This is a genomic window from Streptomyces sp. NPDC053431 (assembly GCF_044544925.1).
In the GTDB taxonomy this organism is placed as follows: domain Bacteria; phylum Actinomycetota; class Actinomycetes; order Streptomycetales; family Streptomycetaceae; genus Streptomyces.
In genome coordinates this window covers 1-16,433 of the sequence record NZ_JBITXX010000008.1, presented here as the reverse complement: position 1 = coordinate 16,433, position 16,433 = coordinate 1, and the positions used below count along the sequence as shown (strand labels likewise).

15 protein-coding genes and 1 pseudogene are annotated in these 16,433 nt (G+C 74.9%); 8 read left to right on the top strand and 8 right to left on the bottom strand.

The genetic code is table 11. The features are described 5' to 3' along the window. Nucleotides 1-181: 181 nt before the first annotated feature. Entirely contained in the window at nucleotides 182-1,618 is a 1,437-nt protein-coding gene (locus ACIGXE_RS19995) for a chondroitinase-B domain-containing protein (protein ID WP_399749132.1), read from the bottom strand. Nucleotides 1,619-1,953: 335 nt separating this feature from the next. Between ACIGXE_RS19995 and ACIGXE_RS19990 the strand changes: the two genes are divergently transcribed. From ACIGXE_RS19990 to ACIGXE_RS19970, 5 genes and pseudogenes are all read left to right on the top strand, one after another. Then, on the top strand, nucleotides 1,954-3,066 hold the full coding sequence (locus ACIGXE_RS19990) for an ABC transporter substrate-binding protein (protein ID WP_399749131.1): 1,113 nt from the start codon (nucleotides 1,954-1,956) through the stop codon (nucleotides 3,064-3,066). 83 nt (nucleotides 3,067-3,149) lie between these two features. Next, nucleotides 3,150-3,302 (top strand): annotated as a pseudogene (locus tag ACIGXE_RS19985) (right-handed parallel beta-helix repeat-containing protein); the annotation flags it as partial. Nucleotides 3,303-3,408: 106 nt separating this feature from the next. Next, nucleotides 3,409-4,593 carry a DUF2306 domain-containing protein gene (locus ACIGXE_RS19980; RefSeq protein WP_399749129.1) on the top strand — a complete coding sequence of 395 codons (1,185 nt, stop codon included), beginning with the start codon at nucleotides 3,409-3,411 and terminating at the stop codon, nucleotides 4,591-4,593. A gap of 10 nt (nucleotides 4,594-4,603) precedes the next feature. Next, nucleotides 4,604-5,467, top strand: a complete 864-nt coding sequence (locus tag ACIGXE_RS19975) for a hypothetical protein (RefSeq protein WP_399749127.1) — start codon at nucleotides 4,604-4,606, stop codon at nucleotides 5,465-5,467. A 54-nt stretch (nucleotides 5,468-5,521) separates the two neighbouring features. Next, nucleotides 5,522-6,121, top strand: a complete 600-nt coding sequence (locus ACIGXE_RS19970) for a PadR family transcriptional regulator (protein ID WP_399749125.1) — start codon at nucleotides 5,522-5,524, stop codon at nucleotides 6,119-6,121. Between the two features lie 178 nt (nucleotides 6,122-6,299). Here ACIGXE_RS19970 and ACIGXE_RS19965 read toward each other — a convergent pair whose 3' ends face one another. The 5 genes from ACIGXE_RS19965 to ACIGXE_RS19945 all read right to left on the bottom strand — a co-directional run bounded on the left by ACIGXE_RS19965 (nucleotide 6,300) and on the right by ACIGXE_RS19945 (nucleotide 11,270). Next, nucleotides 6,300-7,025, bottom strand: coding sequence for an alpha/beta fold hydrolase (locus ACIGXE_RS19965; RefSeq protein ID WP_399749123.1), 726 nt, complete (start codon nucleotides 7,023-7,025; stop codon nucleotides 6,300-6,302). 82 nt (nucleotides 7,026-7,107) lie between these two features. Next, on the bottom strand, nucleotides 7,108-7,728 hold the full coding sequence (locus tag ACIGXE_RS19960; RefSeq protein WP_399749121.1) for a phosphoribosylanthranilate isomerase: 621 nt from the start codon (nucleotides 7,726-7,728) through the stop codon (nucleotides 7,108-7,110). Between the two features lie 315 nt (nucleotides 7,729-8,043). After that, nucleotides 8,044-9,141, bottom strand: a complete 1,098-nt coding sequence (locus ACIGXE_RS19955) for a hypothetical protein (RefSeq protein WP_399749119.1) — start codon at nucleotides 9,139-9,141, stop codon at nucleotides 8,044-8,046. 214 nt (nucleotides 9,142-9,355) lie between these two features. Then, complete coding sequence (locus ACIGXE_RS19950) at nucleotides 9,356-10,207, bottom strand: PhzF family phenazine biosynthesis protein (protein ID WP_399749117.1); 852 nt, start codon at nucleotides 10,205-10,207, stop codon at nucleotides 9,356-9,358. A 370-nt stretch (nucleotides 10,208-10,577) separates the two neighbouring features. Then, nucleotides 10,578-11,270 (bottom strand): esterase/lipase family protein, encoded by a 693-nt coding sequence (locus ACIGXE_RS19945; protein WP_399749115.1) that lies wholly within the window; start codon nucleotides 11,268-11,270, stop codon nucleotides 10,578-10,580. 181 nt (nucleotides 11,271-11,451) lie between these two features. Between ACIGXE_RS19945 and ACIGXE_RS19940 the strand changes: the two genes are divergently transcribed. Beyond that, entirely contained in the window at nucleotides 11,452-12,897 is a 1,446-nt protein-coding gene (locus tag ACIGXE_RS19940; protein WP_399749113.1) for a glyceraldehyde-3-phosphate dehydrogenase, read from the top strand. An 84-nt stretch (nucleotides 12,898-12,981) separates the two neighbouring features. Here the strand turns inward: ACIGXE_RS19940 and ACIGXE_RS19935 are convergent, their stop codons facing one another. Next, the gene (locus ACIGXE_RS19935) at nucleotides 12,982-14,322 is read right to left on the bottom strand and encodes an MFS transporter (RefSeq protein WP_399749111.1); all 1,341 of its coding nucleotides are present in this window, start codon (nucleotides 14,320-14,322) and stop codon (nucleotides 12,982-12,984) included. Nucleotides 14,323-14,482: 160 nt separating this feature from the next. Between ACIGXE_RS19935 and ACIGXE_RS19930 the strand changes: the two genes are divergently transcribed. Further along, nucleotides 14,483-14,947 carry a hotdog domain-containing protein gene (locus ACIGXE_RS19930; RefSeq protein ID WP_399749641.1) on the top strand — a complete coding sequence of 155 codons (465 nt, stop codon included), beginning with the start codon at nucleotides 14,483-14,485 and terminating at the stop codon, nucleotides 14,945-14,947. A 37-nt stretch (nucleotides 14,948-14,984) separates the two neighbouring features. On the opposite strand, the gene ACIGXE_RS19925 is transcribed toward ACIGXE_RS19930, so the two are convergent. Beyond that, entirely contained in the window at nucleotides 14,985-15,806 is an 822-nt protein-coding gene (locus tag ACIGXE_RS19925) for a hypothetical protein (protein WP_399749110.1), read from the bottom strand. Nucleotides 15,807-15,903: 97 nt separating this feature from the next. Between ACIGXE_RS19925 and ACIGXE_RS19920 the strand changes: the two genes are divergently transcribed. After that, nucleotides 15,904-16,433, top strand: a 530-nt coding sequence (locus ACIGXE_RS19920) for an acyl-CoA dehydrogenase family protein (protein WP_399749108.1), incomplete at its 3' end; no start/stop codon positions are given.

Below are 16,433 nucleotides of genomic sequence, written 5' to 3'. Positions count from 1 at the left end.
CCCGCCGGCCCGGCCCCTCGCCCCCCGGCGCCTCCCTGTCGAGCCCGGTGCGGGTACAGTCCCTCGCCGCGGGCGCGACCGACTGGCGCACCCCCCCCGCGCCACCTCGGCCTCTCCACCTCCCTGCCTCTCTGCCTCTCGGCCTCTCTGCCTCTGGGGCGTCGGCCGAACGCCAGCCGGCTCAGGCGGCGTTCGGACCCACGTCCGCCGTCGTGAGCGGGCGGCGGAGCGGGGCCGCGGTGGAGTACTCGTCGGCGCCGACGTCCCGGGCGCCGGTGCGGGCGTGGCCGTCGAGGTCCTCGGTGACGGCCTGCGAGGTCAGCGTCGCCGCGTCGATCGCGGGGCTGTCGGCCGAGAGCCGGTGCACCCCGTCGGTGTCCAGGCGCAGCTTCGGGTCGACCCGGCGGCAGCCGGCGTTCGGCAGGGTGCCGTCGGCGGCGGCGCCCCACAGGATGTTGCCCTGCCAGAGGAAGCCGCTGCCCTGCGGGAGGTCGACCAGGGTGCCGCTGCCGGCGACCAGGATGTTGTCGGCGACGACCACGTCGCTCGGCTCGTACGTACGGGTCTCGCCGGACAGCGTCCGGGCGTTGCCGACGAAGGTGTTGTGGACGACGACCGCGCGGTCGCAGGCGTCGTTGCCGCGCCGCTCCTCGGTGGTCTCGCCCGGCTGGTGGTCGCGGGTGGTGCCGCTGCCGATGACGAGGGCGCGGCCGGTGAGGGCGCCGAAGTAGTTGTTCACGACGAGGTGGTCGTTGCCGTAGAGGCGGACGCCCTCCCCGCCGCCGAGCAGGTGGTTGCCCGCGACGGTGGTGCGGTTGCCGTGGCGCAGCACGATGCCGCCGCGGCTGTCGCGGACCGTGTTGTAGCGGACGGTGTTGTCGGAGGACTTCACGGAGACCGTCTCGGGGTCGCCGTCGCACCGCTCGAACAGGTTGTACTCGACCACGGCGTTCGCGCTGGAGAGGGCGCGGGCGCTGACGCCGAGGCGAATCGGTTCGCCGCCGTTGTCGCCGCCGTAGCTGTGGTCGGAGAAGTGGTTGCGGAGGACCGTGAGCCGCTGGGCCATCGCGGTCGTGCCGGGGCCGTCGACGACGAGGAAGATGCCCTGGGTGGTCTTGTCGTGGAAGTGGTTGCGGTCGACCTTGGCGTCGTCGCCGCGGACGACCACCCAGTCGAGCCCGGTGACGTCGGCGAACCTGAGGTCGTTACGGGTCAGCCGGATGCGCGGGCAGCTCGCCGGGATCTCCAGGGTGGTGCTCTGCCGCAGGGCGAAGCCGCTGATGACGATGTTGCTGGAGTTCGCCAGCACGAAGGTGCGCTCGCCCTGGAGCACCGCTCCGCCGCGCGACTCGGCGACGACGGTGATGGGCGCGCTGGTGGTGCCGTTGCGGCCGGAGACCTTGATGCCGGCCGAGGGCACGGTGTAGGTGCCGTCGGCGAGGACGATCCGGTCGCCGGGCACGGCCTGGTCGATCGCCTTCTGCAGCTCGGCGAGGGAGCCGACGGTCACGGTGCCCGACGCGGCGGCGAGGCGCGCGGAGTTCGCCGATGCGAGGGACGGCACGGCGGACAGGGCCGTGCCGAGAAGGGTGCCGGTGAGGAAGGTGCGTCGTCGCATGAGTGCCCCCGAGGAAGACAGGCGTGGCGGGATGTGGTCGCCTACGGCGGATGTGGTCGCCCCCAGCCTGTGGCAGCCCTTTGTCGTTCCGCTGCCGTCCCGCTAACGCCCGGGCGTGTTCAGGGAGTCGGGGGCGCCCGCCCGGTCCGGCGGCTCCGCCACGACCGGTCGGCGCGCCACCACCACGACCGCCGGCGCCCGCCCGGCCGCTCGCCCGACCGTCCGCCCGCTCGCCCGTCCGCCCGTCCTCCCGTCCGGCGCACGGATAACCGCTTGCCGGACGACGGCGGTGGTGTGTGCAATGGGCGGCATCGTCACACGGGAGACACCTGCGCATGCCTACGCCCCCCTCTCCGGCCGCCGCCACGCCGACCGACGGGTCGTCCGTCCGGGTCGGCGCTCTCGTTCCGCTGGGCCGGCCCGGCTGGGTCGAGGCGGGCCGGCATCTGCTCGCCGGGCTCGAACTGGCCGTTCAGGAGGTCAACGAGGCGGGCGGGATCGCCGGAAGGGCGCTCGAACTGGTGGTCCGGGACACCGCGGCCGATCCGGAGCGAGCCGCGGCGGCCGTGGACGAGCTGGCCGGGCTCGGCGTGGCCGCCCTGGTGGGCGAGTACCACAGCGTCGTCGCCCGCGCCGCCGCCGCCAGGGCCGATGCCCTCGGCCTGCCGTTCCTGTGCTCGTCGGCGGTGCTCGACACGCTCACCGAAGAGCCCACCGAGTGGGTCGCGCGCCTCGCCCCGCCGCAGTCCCGCGGCTGGCGGCTCTACGCGGACTTCCTTCTCGCCGCCGGCCACAGCCGGGTCGCCGTGGCCACCCAGCCGAGTGTCTACTGGGCGTCGGGCACGCGCGTCCTGCGGGACCGGCTCGCTCCGCGCGGCGGTGAGGTCGTCGAGCTCGACGCGGGCGAGCTCTCCCCCTCGGCCCTGTGCGACGCGCTCGTCGACAGCGGCGCGACGGCCCTCCTTCTCCTCGTCGGTCACCCCGAGCCGGCGGTGCCGCTCGTGACGGCCGTCCGCCGCGACGAGCGGCTCTCCCGGATGCTGATCGGGGCTCCGGCCGGGCAGCCGGAGTTCGCCGAGTGGGCTTCGCTGCTCGGCGACGACGGCGCCGGGATCCCGTTCCTGCGCTATCTGCCCGAGCGGCTCGGCCCGCTCGGCGCACGGGTCGACCAGGCCCTCCGCGAACGACTGGCCGAGGCGCCCTCCTTCGTCGCCTTCGAGGGCTACGACACGGTCACCGTCCTCGCCGAGGCGCTGCGTTCCCACGGTGCGGACCGGGCGCGCCTGGCGGCGGCCTGGCCGGACGTGGCGGTCGACGGCAGCCGCGGGCCGATCCGGTTCTCCCGTACGCCGGGCATCGGCGTCTGGCAGTGGGCCTGGGCACCGCTCCAGGTGGTGGACCGCGATCCGGCCGCGCCCGAGCGCTTCCGGGTGCTCCGCACCGGCTGAGCGAGTCGCGCGCCGGCGCCCGGCCTCCGGTTCCCACGCTTCCGCAACGGCCGCGACGCGGTGTCGGCGCGACGGCCGATCCCGAGTGCAACCACTCCTCGGACAAGGGCACGTCCGTGCTCCGCGACGACACCTCCTGCCGTTCCGGCAGCGGTTCCGACGACAGGACCGTCGGTGACGCGGACGCCTCCCACCCGTTCCGGTCCGGCACGAACGGCTCCCGAAGCTCGTCGTGACCTTCGGACGAACGGCGCGGTGCGCGAAGCCCATTGACCGGGACGGGGGTTGGCCCTACCTTCCTCGATAGTCCAGAAAGGACTATCGAGGAACGGGGGCGCCTCCATGGCACGTGCGACAGGGGTGCGGTGGGGCCGGGTCGCCGCCGTCGCGGTGACGGTGACCTGTCTCGGCTACGCGCCGATCGCGATGACCGAGCTGTGGCCGTACGCGCGGCCCGGCGCGCCCGCGTTCGGGGAGTGGCTGCTCGGCCGGTCGGTGTCGCCGGAGTACGTCGCCGCGGCGGTCCGCGACCGCACGGGGCCCTACACCCACAGCCTGGTGCCGCTGGTCGTGCACTCGGTGCTCGGCGGGCTGCTCATGCTGCTGGGCCCGGTGCAGCTGCTCTCGGCGGTGCGGCGGCGGATCCGGCTGCACCGCGCCGCGGGCATCGCGTACGCCGCCGTCGTGTACGTGTCGATGGGCGGCGCCGCGGTGTACCTGGCCCGCACCCCGCCTGAACGGGCCTTCAGCGGGGCCGCGTTCTGGATCGTCCTCGCGACCATCCTGGTCGGCACCGTCTTCGCCGTGACCTTCGGCGTCCTCACCGCCGTCACCGGACTGCCCGACCTGCACCAGCGGTGGATGCTGCTCTCCTACGGCTACCTCATGACCGCCCCGCTGCTGCGCATCGAGTGGGGCGCGCTGCCCGCCCTCTACCCGGGGCTGTCCCTGCAGGACGTCAACCGGGTCGCCATCATGCACCTCGGCGCCCTCGTCGTCCTCGGCGCGCTGCTCGCCTCCCGCGCCCTCGACCGGCGCACCGCGCACCCCTTCGTCCCCGGCGGCCGGTCCCCGGCGCCGGTGCTGATCGGCGCTCACCTGGTGGGAGCGGCGGGCCTGGTATGGCTGGGACGCGGCTTCCTGGAGCACGGGACCGAGGGGCGCCGGCTGCTGCTCGCGTACCTCGTCCCGTACGGCGTGATCCTGGTGCTCCTGCACCTGCGCGCGCTGCGGGCGGCACGCCGGGGCGCGGTGTGGCCGCGCGAGGAGTGGCGCACGCATCTGGTGGCGCAGTGCCTGGCGCCAGCGCTGTCTGTGGGCACGGCGGTGGTGTGCGAGCGCGCGGCGGGCCTCGATCCGCTGACGGCGCTGGTCGCCGGGGCGGGCATCGGGGCCGGCTTCCTGGCCTTCGCCGCGCACGCCGTCCTCACCCTGCGCGTGCTGTACGGCCGTGAGACCGTCCGACGCCGGCCGGCGGCACCGGCGGCCGCGGCCGCCGCCCCCTCTCCCGCACCCCACACCCTCTAGGGAGCCCCTCATGAGCAGCACCCCCGGATCAACGGGCGGTCGCGAACTCGCGCCCGGCGTGGTCGTGCTGAGCACGGCCGTGGCCCTGATCGGCATCGGCACCGGCGCGCTCCTCGTGATCGCGAGCGTCCTCGGCGTCGCGGCGGGACCCTGGTCATCCCCGGAGGCACTGAGCCCGGGCCTGCTCGGGGCGGCCATGGCCGGCACCGCGCCGGCGCTGCTCACCGTGGGGCGGGCCGGCACCTGGGAGGAGGTCCGCACCCTGGTATGGCCGCTCGTCGTGGTGCTCGTCGGCCTGTGCACGGTGTCCCTGGTCGACGGCGGGGAGCTGCGGATCGCGACCGGCGGGCCGGTCTTCCTCGTTCTCTTCAGCCTGGGCTGGGTGGCGACCCTGGCGCTGCTCGCCGTGGGCGCGGTGGCGTGTCTGGTGCTCCAGTACCGCAGGCCGGCCGCGCCGCGCACCGGGCGGAGCGCGCCGCTGCCCGGCTGGTCGAAGCCGCTGCTGGCGCTGCTCGGCGCGGGCTGGTTCGGTCTCGGCGCGGGGTTGCTGGTGTCGCCGGGCTTCTGGGGAGCGCTGGTGCCGTGGGAGGTGAGCCGCGCGGACGCGCAGGGGCTCGGGGTGTGGGCGCTCGCGCTCGGCGTCGGCGTGCTGGGCTCGCTCGCCGAGGACGACCTGACGCGGATCCGGCCGGCGCTGCTCGCCGTGCCGGTGGTGTCCCTGGCCGCGGCGGTCCTGCTCGTCGTGCACGCCTCGGCCGTCGACTGGACGTCCGGACCCGCGGCCTGCCTGGTCGGTCTGGTGGCCGGTCTGCTCGTGACGGGTGTCTCGGGCCGGCTGCTGTGGGGCCGGCACCTGGCGGCCGTCGCCGACTGATCCCGGCGCCCGACGGCGGCCACCGCCACGACCGGCTGCGTGTACGGTCGCGGCATGTCTGAAGTCCGGTTGACCACGCCCTCCTTCCTGGTGCTCGGCATCATCGACAAGCTGGGCGAGGCCAGTCCGTACGACGTGAAGGTCGAGGCGGCCCGTACGGTCGCGCCGTTCTGGTCGGTGCCGCACGCGCAGGTGTACGCGCAGTGCGACCGGCTCCTTGCGGCCGGACTCCTGGCCGAGATTAGGCGCGAGGGCAGCCGGGGCAGGCGTCTGCTGCGGGTCACGCAGACCGGCGCGCGGGCCCTCCGGGAGTGGCTGGAGGACCCCGCGTTCGTCCCGGTCGAGGCCCGCGAACGCAGCATCCTCAAGCTCTGGTTCGGCGCGAGCCCCCGGGTCCACGCCCCCGTCCAGGTCACCGAGCACACCCGCACCCTGGAGGACTACGAGGAACTGGCCGGCACGGTGGGCGAGCTGCTCACCCGGGGCCAGCGCGAGGCCCTGGAGTTCGGCATCCGGTACGAGCGGATGATGGTCGACTTCTGGCGCTGGGTGGCGGACCGGGAGCCGGACGCCGGACCGGAGCACGGCCCGGGCGCCGCGCCGGGCGCCGGGTCGCACGAGGCACCGGGCGACGCCGAGGACTCCGGGTCGTAGAGCGGACCGGGCGCCGCCCAGGACCCGGGGCGTACGACGGACCGAGCGACGCCCAGGACTTCGGGACGTACGACGGACCGGGCGGTGCCCAGGGCTCCGGGACGTAGGGCGGACCCGGCGCCTGGCCGGACGGCAGGTCGGAAGCGGGTTCCGTGGCGCCCAGTGTCTGCCCGGCGGATCAGGACCCGGCCGGTGACGATCCGCCGGACCGGTCCTGGTCGGAGGTCTCCGCGGCCTCGGCCAGGATCCGGGACAGTTCACGGGGCCGGGTGGTCATCGGCCAGTGGCCCGAGTCGAGGTCGGCGAAGTCGAGCCGCGCCACCCGGTCGAGCTCCGGGCTCTCGCCCCCGGCGAGCCACTCCTTCGCCTGGGACGGGGTGAACTCGGGGCACACGAGCAGCACCGGCACGTCGAACCGGCGCTCGTCGGTGAGCCGCACCACGCCCCTGGCCACGGCCTCCGGGACGGGGTGGGCGGCGGAGGCGAGGCGCTCCCGGGCCGCCTCGTCCAGGTCGGCGGCGTCCGGCCCCTCGAAGGGACCCCAGCCCGGGAAGGGCATCAGGCCGTCCTCGATCGGGAAGAAGTCGGCGTAGGCGCGCCCGTCGGGGGCGGGGAAGCCGCCGACGAGGGCGACCTTGGCGACCTTCTCCGGCCGGGCGTCGGCGGCCAGCCAGGCGAGCCCGGCGGCGGCGGAATGCCCGACCACGAGCGGCCGGCCGGGCGCCGCGTCGACGGCGGCGAGCACCGCCGCCCGCTGGTCGTCGAGCGTGGCCGCCCCGTTCCCGTCCCCCTGGCCGGGCAGCTCGACCGGCACGGGACGGTGGCCGAGCGCGGTGAGCTCGGGCACGACGTCGCGCCACGCGGATCCGTCGAGCCACAGGCCGGCGATGAGCAGGATGTCCACGGGCGTTCCTTCGATGAGCGGGTGCGGTCGGGCGACCCTCGGAACGCTACCGGGAGGGTCCGACAACGGCCCGGACGTCGCCTCAGGCGCCGGCGGCCTTCGCCGCGGTGACGAAGGCCCGGATCAGGGCGTGGTCCTTGACGCCGGGGGCGGACTCGACGCCGCTGGAGACGTCGACGCCCCAGGGGCGGGCCCGGTCGATCGCCTCGGCGACGTTGCCGGGCGCGAGGCCGCCGGCGAGCAGCCACTTCCCTTCGGGGCGGGCCGTCTCGAGGAGGGACAGGTCCCAGCGGGATCCGGAGCCGGCGCGGGGCGAGTCGAGCAGCAGGACCTCCTCCCCGTAGGCGCCGACGCGGGTGTCGGGGCGCTCCTTGAGGGAGGTGGCCCGCCACAGCCGGGGGAAGAGGCGGGCGGCCGCCGTGAAGTCGTCCCCGTCGTAGCGGCCGGGCAGCTGGAGGGCGTCGACGTCCAGTTCGCGGGCGAGCGCGGCGGCGTCCGCGGCGGGCGTGTCGTTGACGACGAGGACGGACAGGACGTGCGCGGGCGTGTGGTCGCGCGCGTGGGCCGCGAGGCGCACGGCGGTGTCCCGGTCGAGGCCGCGGACGCTGGTCCCGCTGATGACGAGCCCGATCGCGTCGGCGCCGGCCTCGGCGGCCACGTCGATGTCGGCGGGCGTGGCGAGCCCGCACACCTTGACGAACACTGTCCCTCCTCCGCTGGTCCCGCCCGATCCTATGCGGCCCGCACGACACCGCTCGGCCCGTCCCGGCGCACGGCTCAGCGGCGGACCACCGATCCACCGACCGGTGGGTCGGCGGCCCGACCGGCCGACCGCCCGGCCCGGGGGCGTCCGAGCCCCCGGGCCTCACGTTCTTCCGGGGCTCACGTGCTTCCGGGGCTCCGGGCCTCCGGGGCTCCGGGCCTTCCGGGGCTCGGGGGCTCCGGGCCACCGCGGCGCGGGCCACCGGGCCTTCCGGGCTTCCGTGCGTCCGCGCGCCGGGCCTCGCGTGCTCGGGGGTCAGGCGCCCTCGGACTCCTCCCGGTACTCCTCCGCGGGCTCGTCCGCGGCGGAGTCGGCCGCGTACGGGTGGACGTAGCGGTCCGCGCCGAAGGGTGTGAACCAGGTGCCGAAGCCGAGCGGCGCGACCTCCTCGTCCTGGTCCTGCCGGGGCCGGTCGAGGACGTGGGCGCGGAAGCGCTCCAGAGCCGCGGCGACCTCCTCGTCCAGGAGTCCGTACAGGTCGAGGGCGACGTGCGCCTGCTCCACCAGGAAGCGCAGGACGAGTTCGTCGGCGAGGCAGCCGAGCCGGCGGAAACTCCCGTCGGTGAACCGGGTGGTGAGGGCGACGGCCGTCACCAGGAAGCGGCGGGCGAAGAGCTCGTCGTAGCGGTCGGCGTGCCGGGCCGGCAGCCGGTCGAGGTGCCAGAGGTGGCCCGCGCAGGCGGCGACGTCGGTGTCCTCCTCCGCGAGGGCCTGCACGTCGTCGCAGAGTTCGTCGATGAGAACCTCGGCGGCGTGGACGAGGGCGCCGGCGGCGAGTTCGGCGGTGTCGGCGGCCGCCCCGAACACCGCCGGGTCGAAGGAGCGCAGGGCCGCGGCCGCGGCCCGGATCTCGGCCTCGGGGTCGGGGGTCTCCTCGACGACGTCGGGCAGGGCCTCGTCGCCGTCCTGGGCGTCCGGGCCGGCCGTTCCGGCGAGGCGGGCCGCGGCGTGCCGGGCCCGGCGGGCGGCGGGGTCGCTGGGCGGGGCGTCGGGCCCGTCGGCGGCCTCCAGGCTCTCGCGGGCCTGGTCGGTGTGGAGTCTGACCTCGCTGCTCACCACGACCCACGCGGCCAGTTGGTCCGTCCGGTCCAGGATCTCCTGGGCCACGGCCCCCACCGCGTCCTCGGCGGCCTCCAGGGAGGGGGCGGCCACGCTCACGGTGAGCAGGACGCCGCGTGGGTGGTCGGCGACGGCCACGTCGTAGACGTCCACCTCCACCCCGTCGGGCCCTTCGGCGCCGGCCACGGAGCCGAAGCCCCGTTCGAGCAGGACGACGGCCCCGACCCGGCCCAGTTCGTCGAGGTCAGGGGCGTCGTCCGGTATGCACGTTTCCACGGTCACGACGTAGGTCACGACGGAAAGCCTGCCAGGAGCGCCGGGGCGGTTCGAGTCGATCGGCGAATCACGGGCGGCCGGAGGGCGCGCCCGCGGGTCGGCCGGTCCGCCGGTCCGCCGGTCGATCGGGCGATCGGGCGATCGGGCGATCGGGCGATCGGGCGATCGGATCACGTCACGTCGCCGGAGGGGTGCGCCGTGCCCGACCGGGGTGTGCCGTCGGGAGCCGGTGTCAGCGCGGGAGGACCTCGGCCGTGCCGCCCAGTTCGACGGTGCGGCCGGGGCCGGTCGTGGCCGTGACGGTGGCGGGGCTGCCGAGGGAGTCGCCCATGTCGACGGCGATGGCCGTGATGCCGCGGCCGGCCAGGTGGGCGGCGAGGCAGGCGGTGCTGTTGGCGTTGGCGATGTCCTCGGGGACGCCGATCGACGGGGCGAACATCCGGGCGGCGAGGACGCCTTCCGGCGTGGGCGCGGAGTGGACGTACGCGCCGAGCAGACCGAACCGGTCGCAGGCGGCGCGCAGCCCGTCGAGGTCGGGGGTGAGCGCGGCGAGCGCGGCACGGGTGGGGACGGGCACGAGCACGCGCTCCCGGCCGACCCCGGCGATCCACGTGCCGGGGCCCGCCTCGTCCGGGTCCAGGCCGAGTGCGGGCAGCACGAGGGCGCGTTCCTCGGCGGCGGGTTCGCGCAGAACCACCCTGCCGGGGTCGAAGGCCGCGGTGAACCGGTCCCCGGCGCGCTCGGCCCTGCCCGTGAAGACCCGCCGCCCGGTACGCAGGGCGGCCCGGTAGGTCCGCTCGCCGCCCTCCCGGGCCGCGAGCAGGGCGAGCGCGGCGACGGTGCCGTGACCGCAGGCCGGCAGTTCGCCCTCCGAGGTGAAGAAGCGCAGGTCGGTCACCTCGCCCGCGCGGCGGACGTACACGGCGTGCGAGGTGCCCCACGCGGCCGGGACCCGGCGGCGCTGCTCGTCGTCCAGGCGCGCGCCGGGTGTGTCGTCCTCCATGACGACCGCCGTGGGACTGCCGCCGGCGCCGCCCCGCAGGCAGGCGCGGACGACGGTCGCGTACGGGGTCGCTGCGGTCACTTCGCGTCCTCCGGCGTGGTGGGTCCGGTGCTCGCCGACTTCTCGGTGGTGGGCATCCTCCCGGAACCGGAGCCGGAGCCGGAAGAGGGCGGCGGAAGGGCGCTCCGCCAGCCTCTTCCCGAAACCGGAGCCGAAGCTGCGGACGGGCGCGCTCCGCGAGCGGCGGGCGCCAGGCACCGGGCTCCCCGCGTGCCGTGGCCGAGACGCTGTCCCGTGGCCGACGCGTTGTCCCGTGGCCGACGCGTTGTCCCGTGGCCGGCGCCTTGTCCCATGGCCGGGACGTGTCCCCCGCAGCCGCGGGCCGGGCTCGTTCCGGCCGGCGGGGGCGCGGGGGGAAATCGTCGAGGTGTCGCGACCGGCGGACTGCCGGTCAGCCGGCCAGGGCGGCGAGCACGCCCCGGCCCACCCCCTCGTCGCCGAGCAGGGCGTTGTGGTCGAGGCAGCCGGCCGGCTGGTTGGCGGCGCCGGTCAGCGGGACGCTGGCGTCGGGGTTGATCACCTCGTCGCAGCCGGACCAGAAGGTGGTGTACGCGACCGTGCCCGGCGTCTCGTCGCCCTCGGCGAGCCGCTTCTGCACCCAGCTGCCGGGGGTCATGTCGCGGCACGCCTGGTCCCACAGGGCGCACGCCCAGGCGACGCTCGTGCCGTGGTTGGGTCCGCCGAGGGAGATCCAGTGGGCGACGGTGGCGGTGCCGCCGCCGTACTTCACGTACCAGCGGGTGGGCAGGCTGCCGAAGGAGTGGGCGACGATGTCGACCTGGTCGGCCCCGGTGCTCCGCCGGACCTCTTCGACGTAGGCGGCGAAGCGGGCGGCGAGCACCTCGTTGACCGACTGGTGGGTGTCGTAGCCCCAGCGGTGGATCTCGCCGTCGGTGTAGCCGGCGGCGCGGAGCCGGGCGTCGAGGCCGCCCCAGACCCCGGGGTCGGCGTTGTAGCCGTGGACGAGGATCACCGGGCGGTGGGCGGCGACGGCGGTCCGGGCCTGGGCCGGGGCGGCCGGGCCCGCGAGGACGGTGGCGAGGACGGCGAGCAGGGCGAGCAGCGGAGCGGCAGGGCGGCGCATCGGCGGGCCTCTTGGGCTGGTGGCGCGGCAGTTGACGGATCGTCAGACGAGTGCGGGCGCGATGTTACCCGTCGGAAACCCGCCACGACACCCCCGTGGCCAGAACCACACGGGGGCCCCCTGCCGCACGCCAGATCGAGCGGGTTAGCATATGAGCACTGCCTAGCTCGAAAGATGCACTGTGACTGTCAACGAGGACTCGTTCACAAACTGGAAGAACCGCGAGGAAATCGCGGAGTCCATGATTCCGATCATCGGGAAGCTGCACCGAGAGCAGGACGTCACGGTCCTCGTTCACAGCCGCTCCCTGGTGAACAAGTCGGTGGTCAGCATTCTGAAGACCCACCGATTCGCCCGCCAGATCGACGGCGAGGAGCTCTCGGTCACCGAGACCCTGCCGTTCCTGGAGACGCTGACCACCCTCGACCTGGGCCCGTCCCAGATCGACATCGGCATGCTCGCCGCGGAGTACAAGAACGACGACCGCGGCCTGTCCGTGGCGGAGTTCACCGCCCAGGCCGTCGCGGGCGCCACCGGCGCCAACAAGATCGAGCGCCGTGACGGCCGCGACGTCGTCCTGTACGGCTTCGGCCGCATCGGCCGCCTGGTCGCCCGCCTCCTCATCGAGAAGGCCGGCTCCGGCAACGGTCTGCGCCTGCGTGCCATCGTCGTCCGCGGCGGCGGCGACCAGGACCTGGTGAAGCGCGCCTCCCTGCTGCGCCGTGACTCCATCCACGGCCAGTTCCAGGGCACGATCACCGTCGACGAGGCGAACAGCACGATCATCGCCAACGGCAACGCGATCCGCGTGATCTACGCCAACGACCCCTCCGAGGTCGACTACACGGCGTACGGCATCGACAACGCCATCCTCATCGACAACACCGGCAAGTGGCGCGACCGCGAGGGTCTGTCGAAGCACCTGCGTCCGGGCATCGACAAGGTCGTCCTGACCGCCCCGGGCAAGGGCGACGTCCCGAACATCGTGCACGGTGTCAACCACGACACGATCAAGCCGGACGAGCAGATCCTCTCCTGCGCCTCCTGCACCACCAACGCGATCGTCCCGCCGCTGAAGGCCATGGACGACGAGTACGGTGTGCTGCGCGGTCACGTGGAGACCGTCCACTCGTTCACGAACGACCAGAACCTGCTGGACAACTACCACAAGGCCGACCGCCGCGGGCGTTCCGCGCCGCTCAACATGGTCATCACGGAGACGGGCGCCGCCTCCGCCGTGGCCAAGGCGCTGCCCGACCTGAAGGCGCCGATCACCGGCAGCTCGATCCGCGTCCCCGTCCCGGACGTCTCGATCGCCATCCTCAGCCTGCGCCTGGGCCGTGAGACCAACCGCGAGGAGGTCCTCGAGTACCTCCGCGACGTCTCGCTGCACTCGCCGCTGAAGCGCCAGATCGACTTCACCACGGCTCCCGACGCCGTCTCGATGGACTTCGTCGGCTCGCGCCACGCGTCCATCGTCGACGCCGGCGCGACCAAGGTCGACGGCGACAACGCGATCCTGTACCTCTGGTACGACAACGAGTTCGGCTACTCCTGCCAGGTCATCCGGGTCGTCCAGCACGTCTCGGGCGTCGAGTACCCGACCTTCCCGGCTCCCGCGGTCTGATCCGCCGGAAACACCGGACCCGTACGGGTGAACACGCCGGACGGCGGTGGGGCACTGCCCCGCCGCCGTTCGGCGTTTCCCGGTTCACGAGGCCGCCGCGGGCCAGCGGTGGTGCAGGGCGTCGATGTGGAAGACGTGCGAGTGGGACCCCGCCGCACCGGCCAGGTGCGGGTGGTCGGCGGGCAGCTCGGGGTGCGCGTGCGGCAGCGCCGCCGGGTCCGTACGCGGCCACAGCCGGGCCGCGACCAGGGCGGCGAGCAGCGCGAGCGCGGCGAGCAGCAGCGCCGGCGGCAGCGGTCCCGTACGCGCGACGAGCCAGCCGGCCAGCGGGTAGGTGAGCAGCCAGCAGGCGTGCGAGAGGGAGAAGCGGGCGGCGAAGGCGGCCGGCAGGTCGGCCGGGTCGGCCGAGCGGCGCAGCACCCGGCCGCCGGGGGTGAGGACCGCCGAGGTCGCCGCGCCGGCGAGCAGCCAGGCGCCGAGCAGCCCGGCCCAGGCCACGGCGCCGCCGCCCACGGTGACCGTGAGCGCCAGCGCGCCGAGGACGGCGGGCAGGGCGAAGGCGCCGGCGAGCATGACGCGCCGGTCGTCCCGGTGGTCGAGGAGCCGGGGCAGCAGCAGCGCGACCCCCATGGAGCCCGCCCCGTACGCGCCGAGAGCCAGGGCGACGTCGCCCGCCGGGCGCTCCAGACTGCCGCGGACCAGGGTGACGGTGCCGGTCAGGACCAGCGCGCCCGCGGCGGCCACCGCCAGGTCGAGGGCGAGCAGGGCGCGCAGCCGTGGGGTGGCGAGCAGCAGCCGGGCGCCGGCCGCCACCCGGGAGGACGGCCGCTCCTCGGGGCCGGCCGCGGGTTCCGGCCGCCGGGGCAGGGCGGTGGAGAGGACGAGCAGGGCGGAGGCGAGGAATCCGGCGCCCGTGCCCGCGAACAGCCAGGAGTACGGGACGAGGGCGAGCAGCGCGGCGGCGAGGACGGGCGAGACGAGGCTCTCCAGGTCGTAGGCGAGCCGGGAGAGGGACAGCGCCTCGGTGTACGGACGCTCGCCGGGCAGCACCTCGGGCACGGTGGCCTGGAAGGCGGGGGTGAAGGTGGCCGAGGCCGCCTGGAGCAGCAGGACCAGGGCGTAGACGTGCCAGACCTCGCTGACGAAGGGCAGTGCGAGGGCGGCGGCCGCGCGGACCAGGTCCGCGCCGACGAGCAGGGTGCGCCGGGGCAGCCGGGCGGCGAGGGCGCCGGCGAGCGGAGCGACGGCGACGTAGGCGCCCATCTTGAGGGCGAGCGCGGTGCCCAGGACCGCGGAGGCGTCGGCGCCGGCGATGTCGTAGGCGAGCAGCGCGAGGGCCACGGTCGCGAGGCCGGTGCCGAGGAGGGCGACGACATGGGCGGTGAAGAGGCGGCGGAAGGTGCGGTTGCGCAGCACGGACAGCACAGGTCCACGGTAGCCCGGGAAGGATCTCCGCCGCCCGGGAACCCGGCCGCGGCCCGCCGGACGCGGCAGCGGGCGGCGGGCCCGCGCGTCTTCCGGCGGTGGGGCTGCCAGACTGGCCTCCTCGTGTCCGGCGCTCACATGGAGGAGCGAAGTGTCAGAGATGCCTGCCGCCCGCGCGCACACCGTCCCGGCCGAAGGGCGGGACCAGGGGCCCCTTCGGGGGGACGCGGAGGGGCGCCCGGTGAGCGGCGCCGTCGGCCTGGAGGTCGGCCAGGTGCTGCGCGAGAGCCGGACCGTCCGGGACGAGGACATCGTCGCCTTCGCCGATCTCGTCGGGGACCGCGGCCGGCACCATCTGCCCGACCAGGGGCGGGCGATGGCCCACGGCCTGTTCACCGCCTCGCTCGCCACCAGGATCGGCGGCCGGGTGCACTTCATCGCGCGACGGATGAGCTGGGAGTTCCTGCGGCCGGTCTGGTCCGGCGACACCATCACCGCCGAGGTGACCGTGCGCGCGCTGAGCGAGGCGCGCTCGGGCACGGCCCTGGAGCTCGACATCGAGATCGTGAACCAGGACGGCGAGACGGTCCTGCGCGGCGAGAGCACGGGCCTGATCCGCCACTGACTCCCCGAACCCCGCGGCCGGTCCTACTCCGACGTGATCAGCGGACGTCCGCGCCGGAGTAGCTCTCGGTCGGCGGGTTCCATGTCTTCGGCAGCTCCGACCCGCATGCCGCGCAGACGAAGTCCTCGTCGCGTACGAGGTTCAGCGTCGCGCACGCGGGGGTGGGGCAGCGACGGAAGAGCGCCGGGTAGGTGAAGGCGCCGGGGTGGGCGAGGGCGAGCGCGTCCAGGGCGGCGGCCACCGAGGGCCAGCACTCGGGGTCGGGGGCGTATCCGGTGGAGAGGTTGCTGACCTCCGCCGCCGCCCATCCGCCCGCCGTCCCCCGCGTCCAGGTGATCTCCCCGGCGGCCCGGACGCTGCCGCCGCCGGCGCAGGCGCAGTGCTCGCTGCGGCGGGGGGCGAGCCGCAGGTGGCCCTCGTCGTCGACGACGTACGTGAAGGGCTCGGCGAGGTCGGCGGCGGACTGCTCGGCAGCCCAGGCGGAGAAGTCCGCGGCGGTGCGGATCGGCGGGGCGCCCGGGTGGTCCCGGCCGACCGCCCGCCGGATCTCGGGCGGGCCGATGTAGCCGTAGCGGCGAGGTCCGGCGGTGGCGATCCGCAGGTGCGGGCGGAGGCCGGTCACGCCGGGGCCCGAGAGCCAGACGCGCACCGCGTGCGGCGGGTCGATGAAGGCCAGACGGGATCTCAGCGGCCTGTCGAGGCGCTCGACGGTCAGGCGTCCGCCGTCGAAGGAGTCGCCGGGGCGCACCGTCCCACCGATGCAGCGGGCGACGCAGCGCGTCCAGCCCGGCCCGGTCTCCTCGATCTCGTGCAGGTGGAGCTGTCCGGGCTCCTCCGCGGTATCCCCCGTGTGGTCCATGTCGGCACCCTAGCCACTGGCGTCATGGCACTGAGTGTGTTTTGCTGAGGGTACTCAGTGCCAAAAGCCGTAAGCATTGCTAGGGGAGCCCCAGACCATGGCCAAGGACTTCGACCTGTATCGCCTGTCCGAGGAGCACGAGATGCTCCGGGAGACGGTCCGCGCGCTGGCGGAGGCGAAGATCACGCCGTTCGCCGCGGCGGTCGACGAGGAGGGCCGGTTCCCCCAGGAGGCCCTCGACGCGCTGGTCGCGGCCGACCTGCACGCCGTGCACGTCCCCGAGACCTACGGCGGTGCCGGCGCCGACGCGCTGGCCACGGTCATCGTGATCGAGGAGGTCGCCCGCGCCTGCGGCTCGTCCTCGCTGATCCCGGCCGTCAACAAGCTCGGCTCGCTGCCGGTGATCCTGTCCGGCTCCGAGGAGCTCAAGCACCGCTACCTCGCCCCGCTCGCCAAGGGCGACGCGATGTTCTCCTACTGCCTGTCCGAGCCCGACGCCGGCTCCGACGCCGCCGGCATGAAGACCCGCGCCGTGCGCGACGGCGACCACTGGATCCTCAACGGCGTCAAGCGGTGGATCACCAACGCCGGCGTGTCCGAGTACTACACCGTCATGGCGGTCACCGA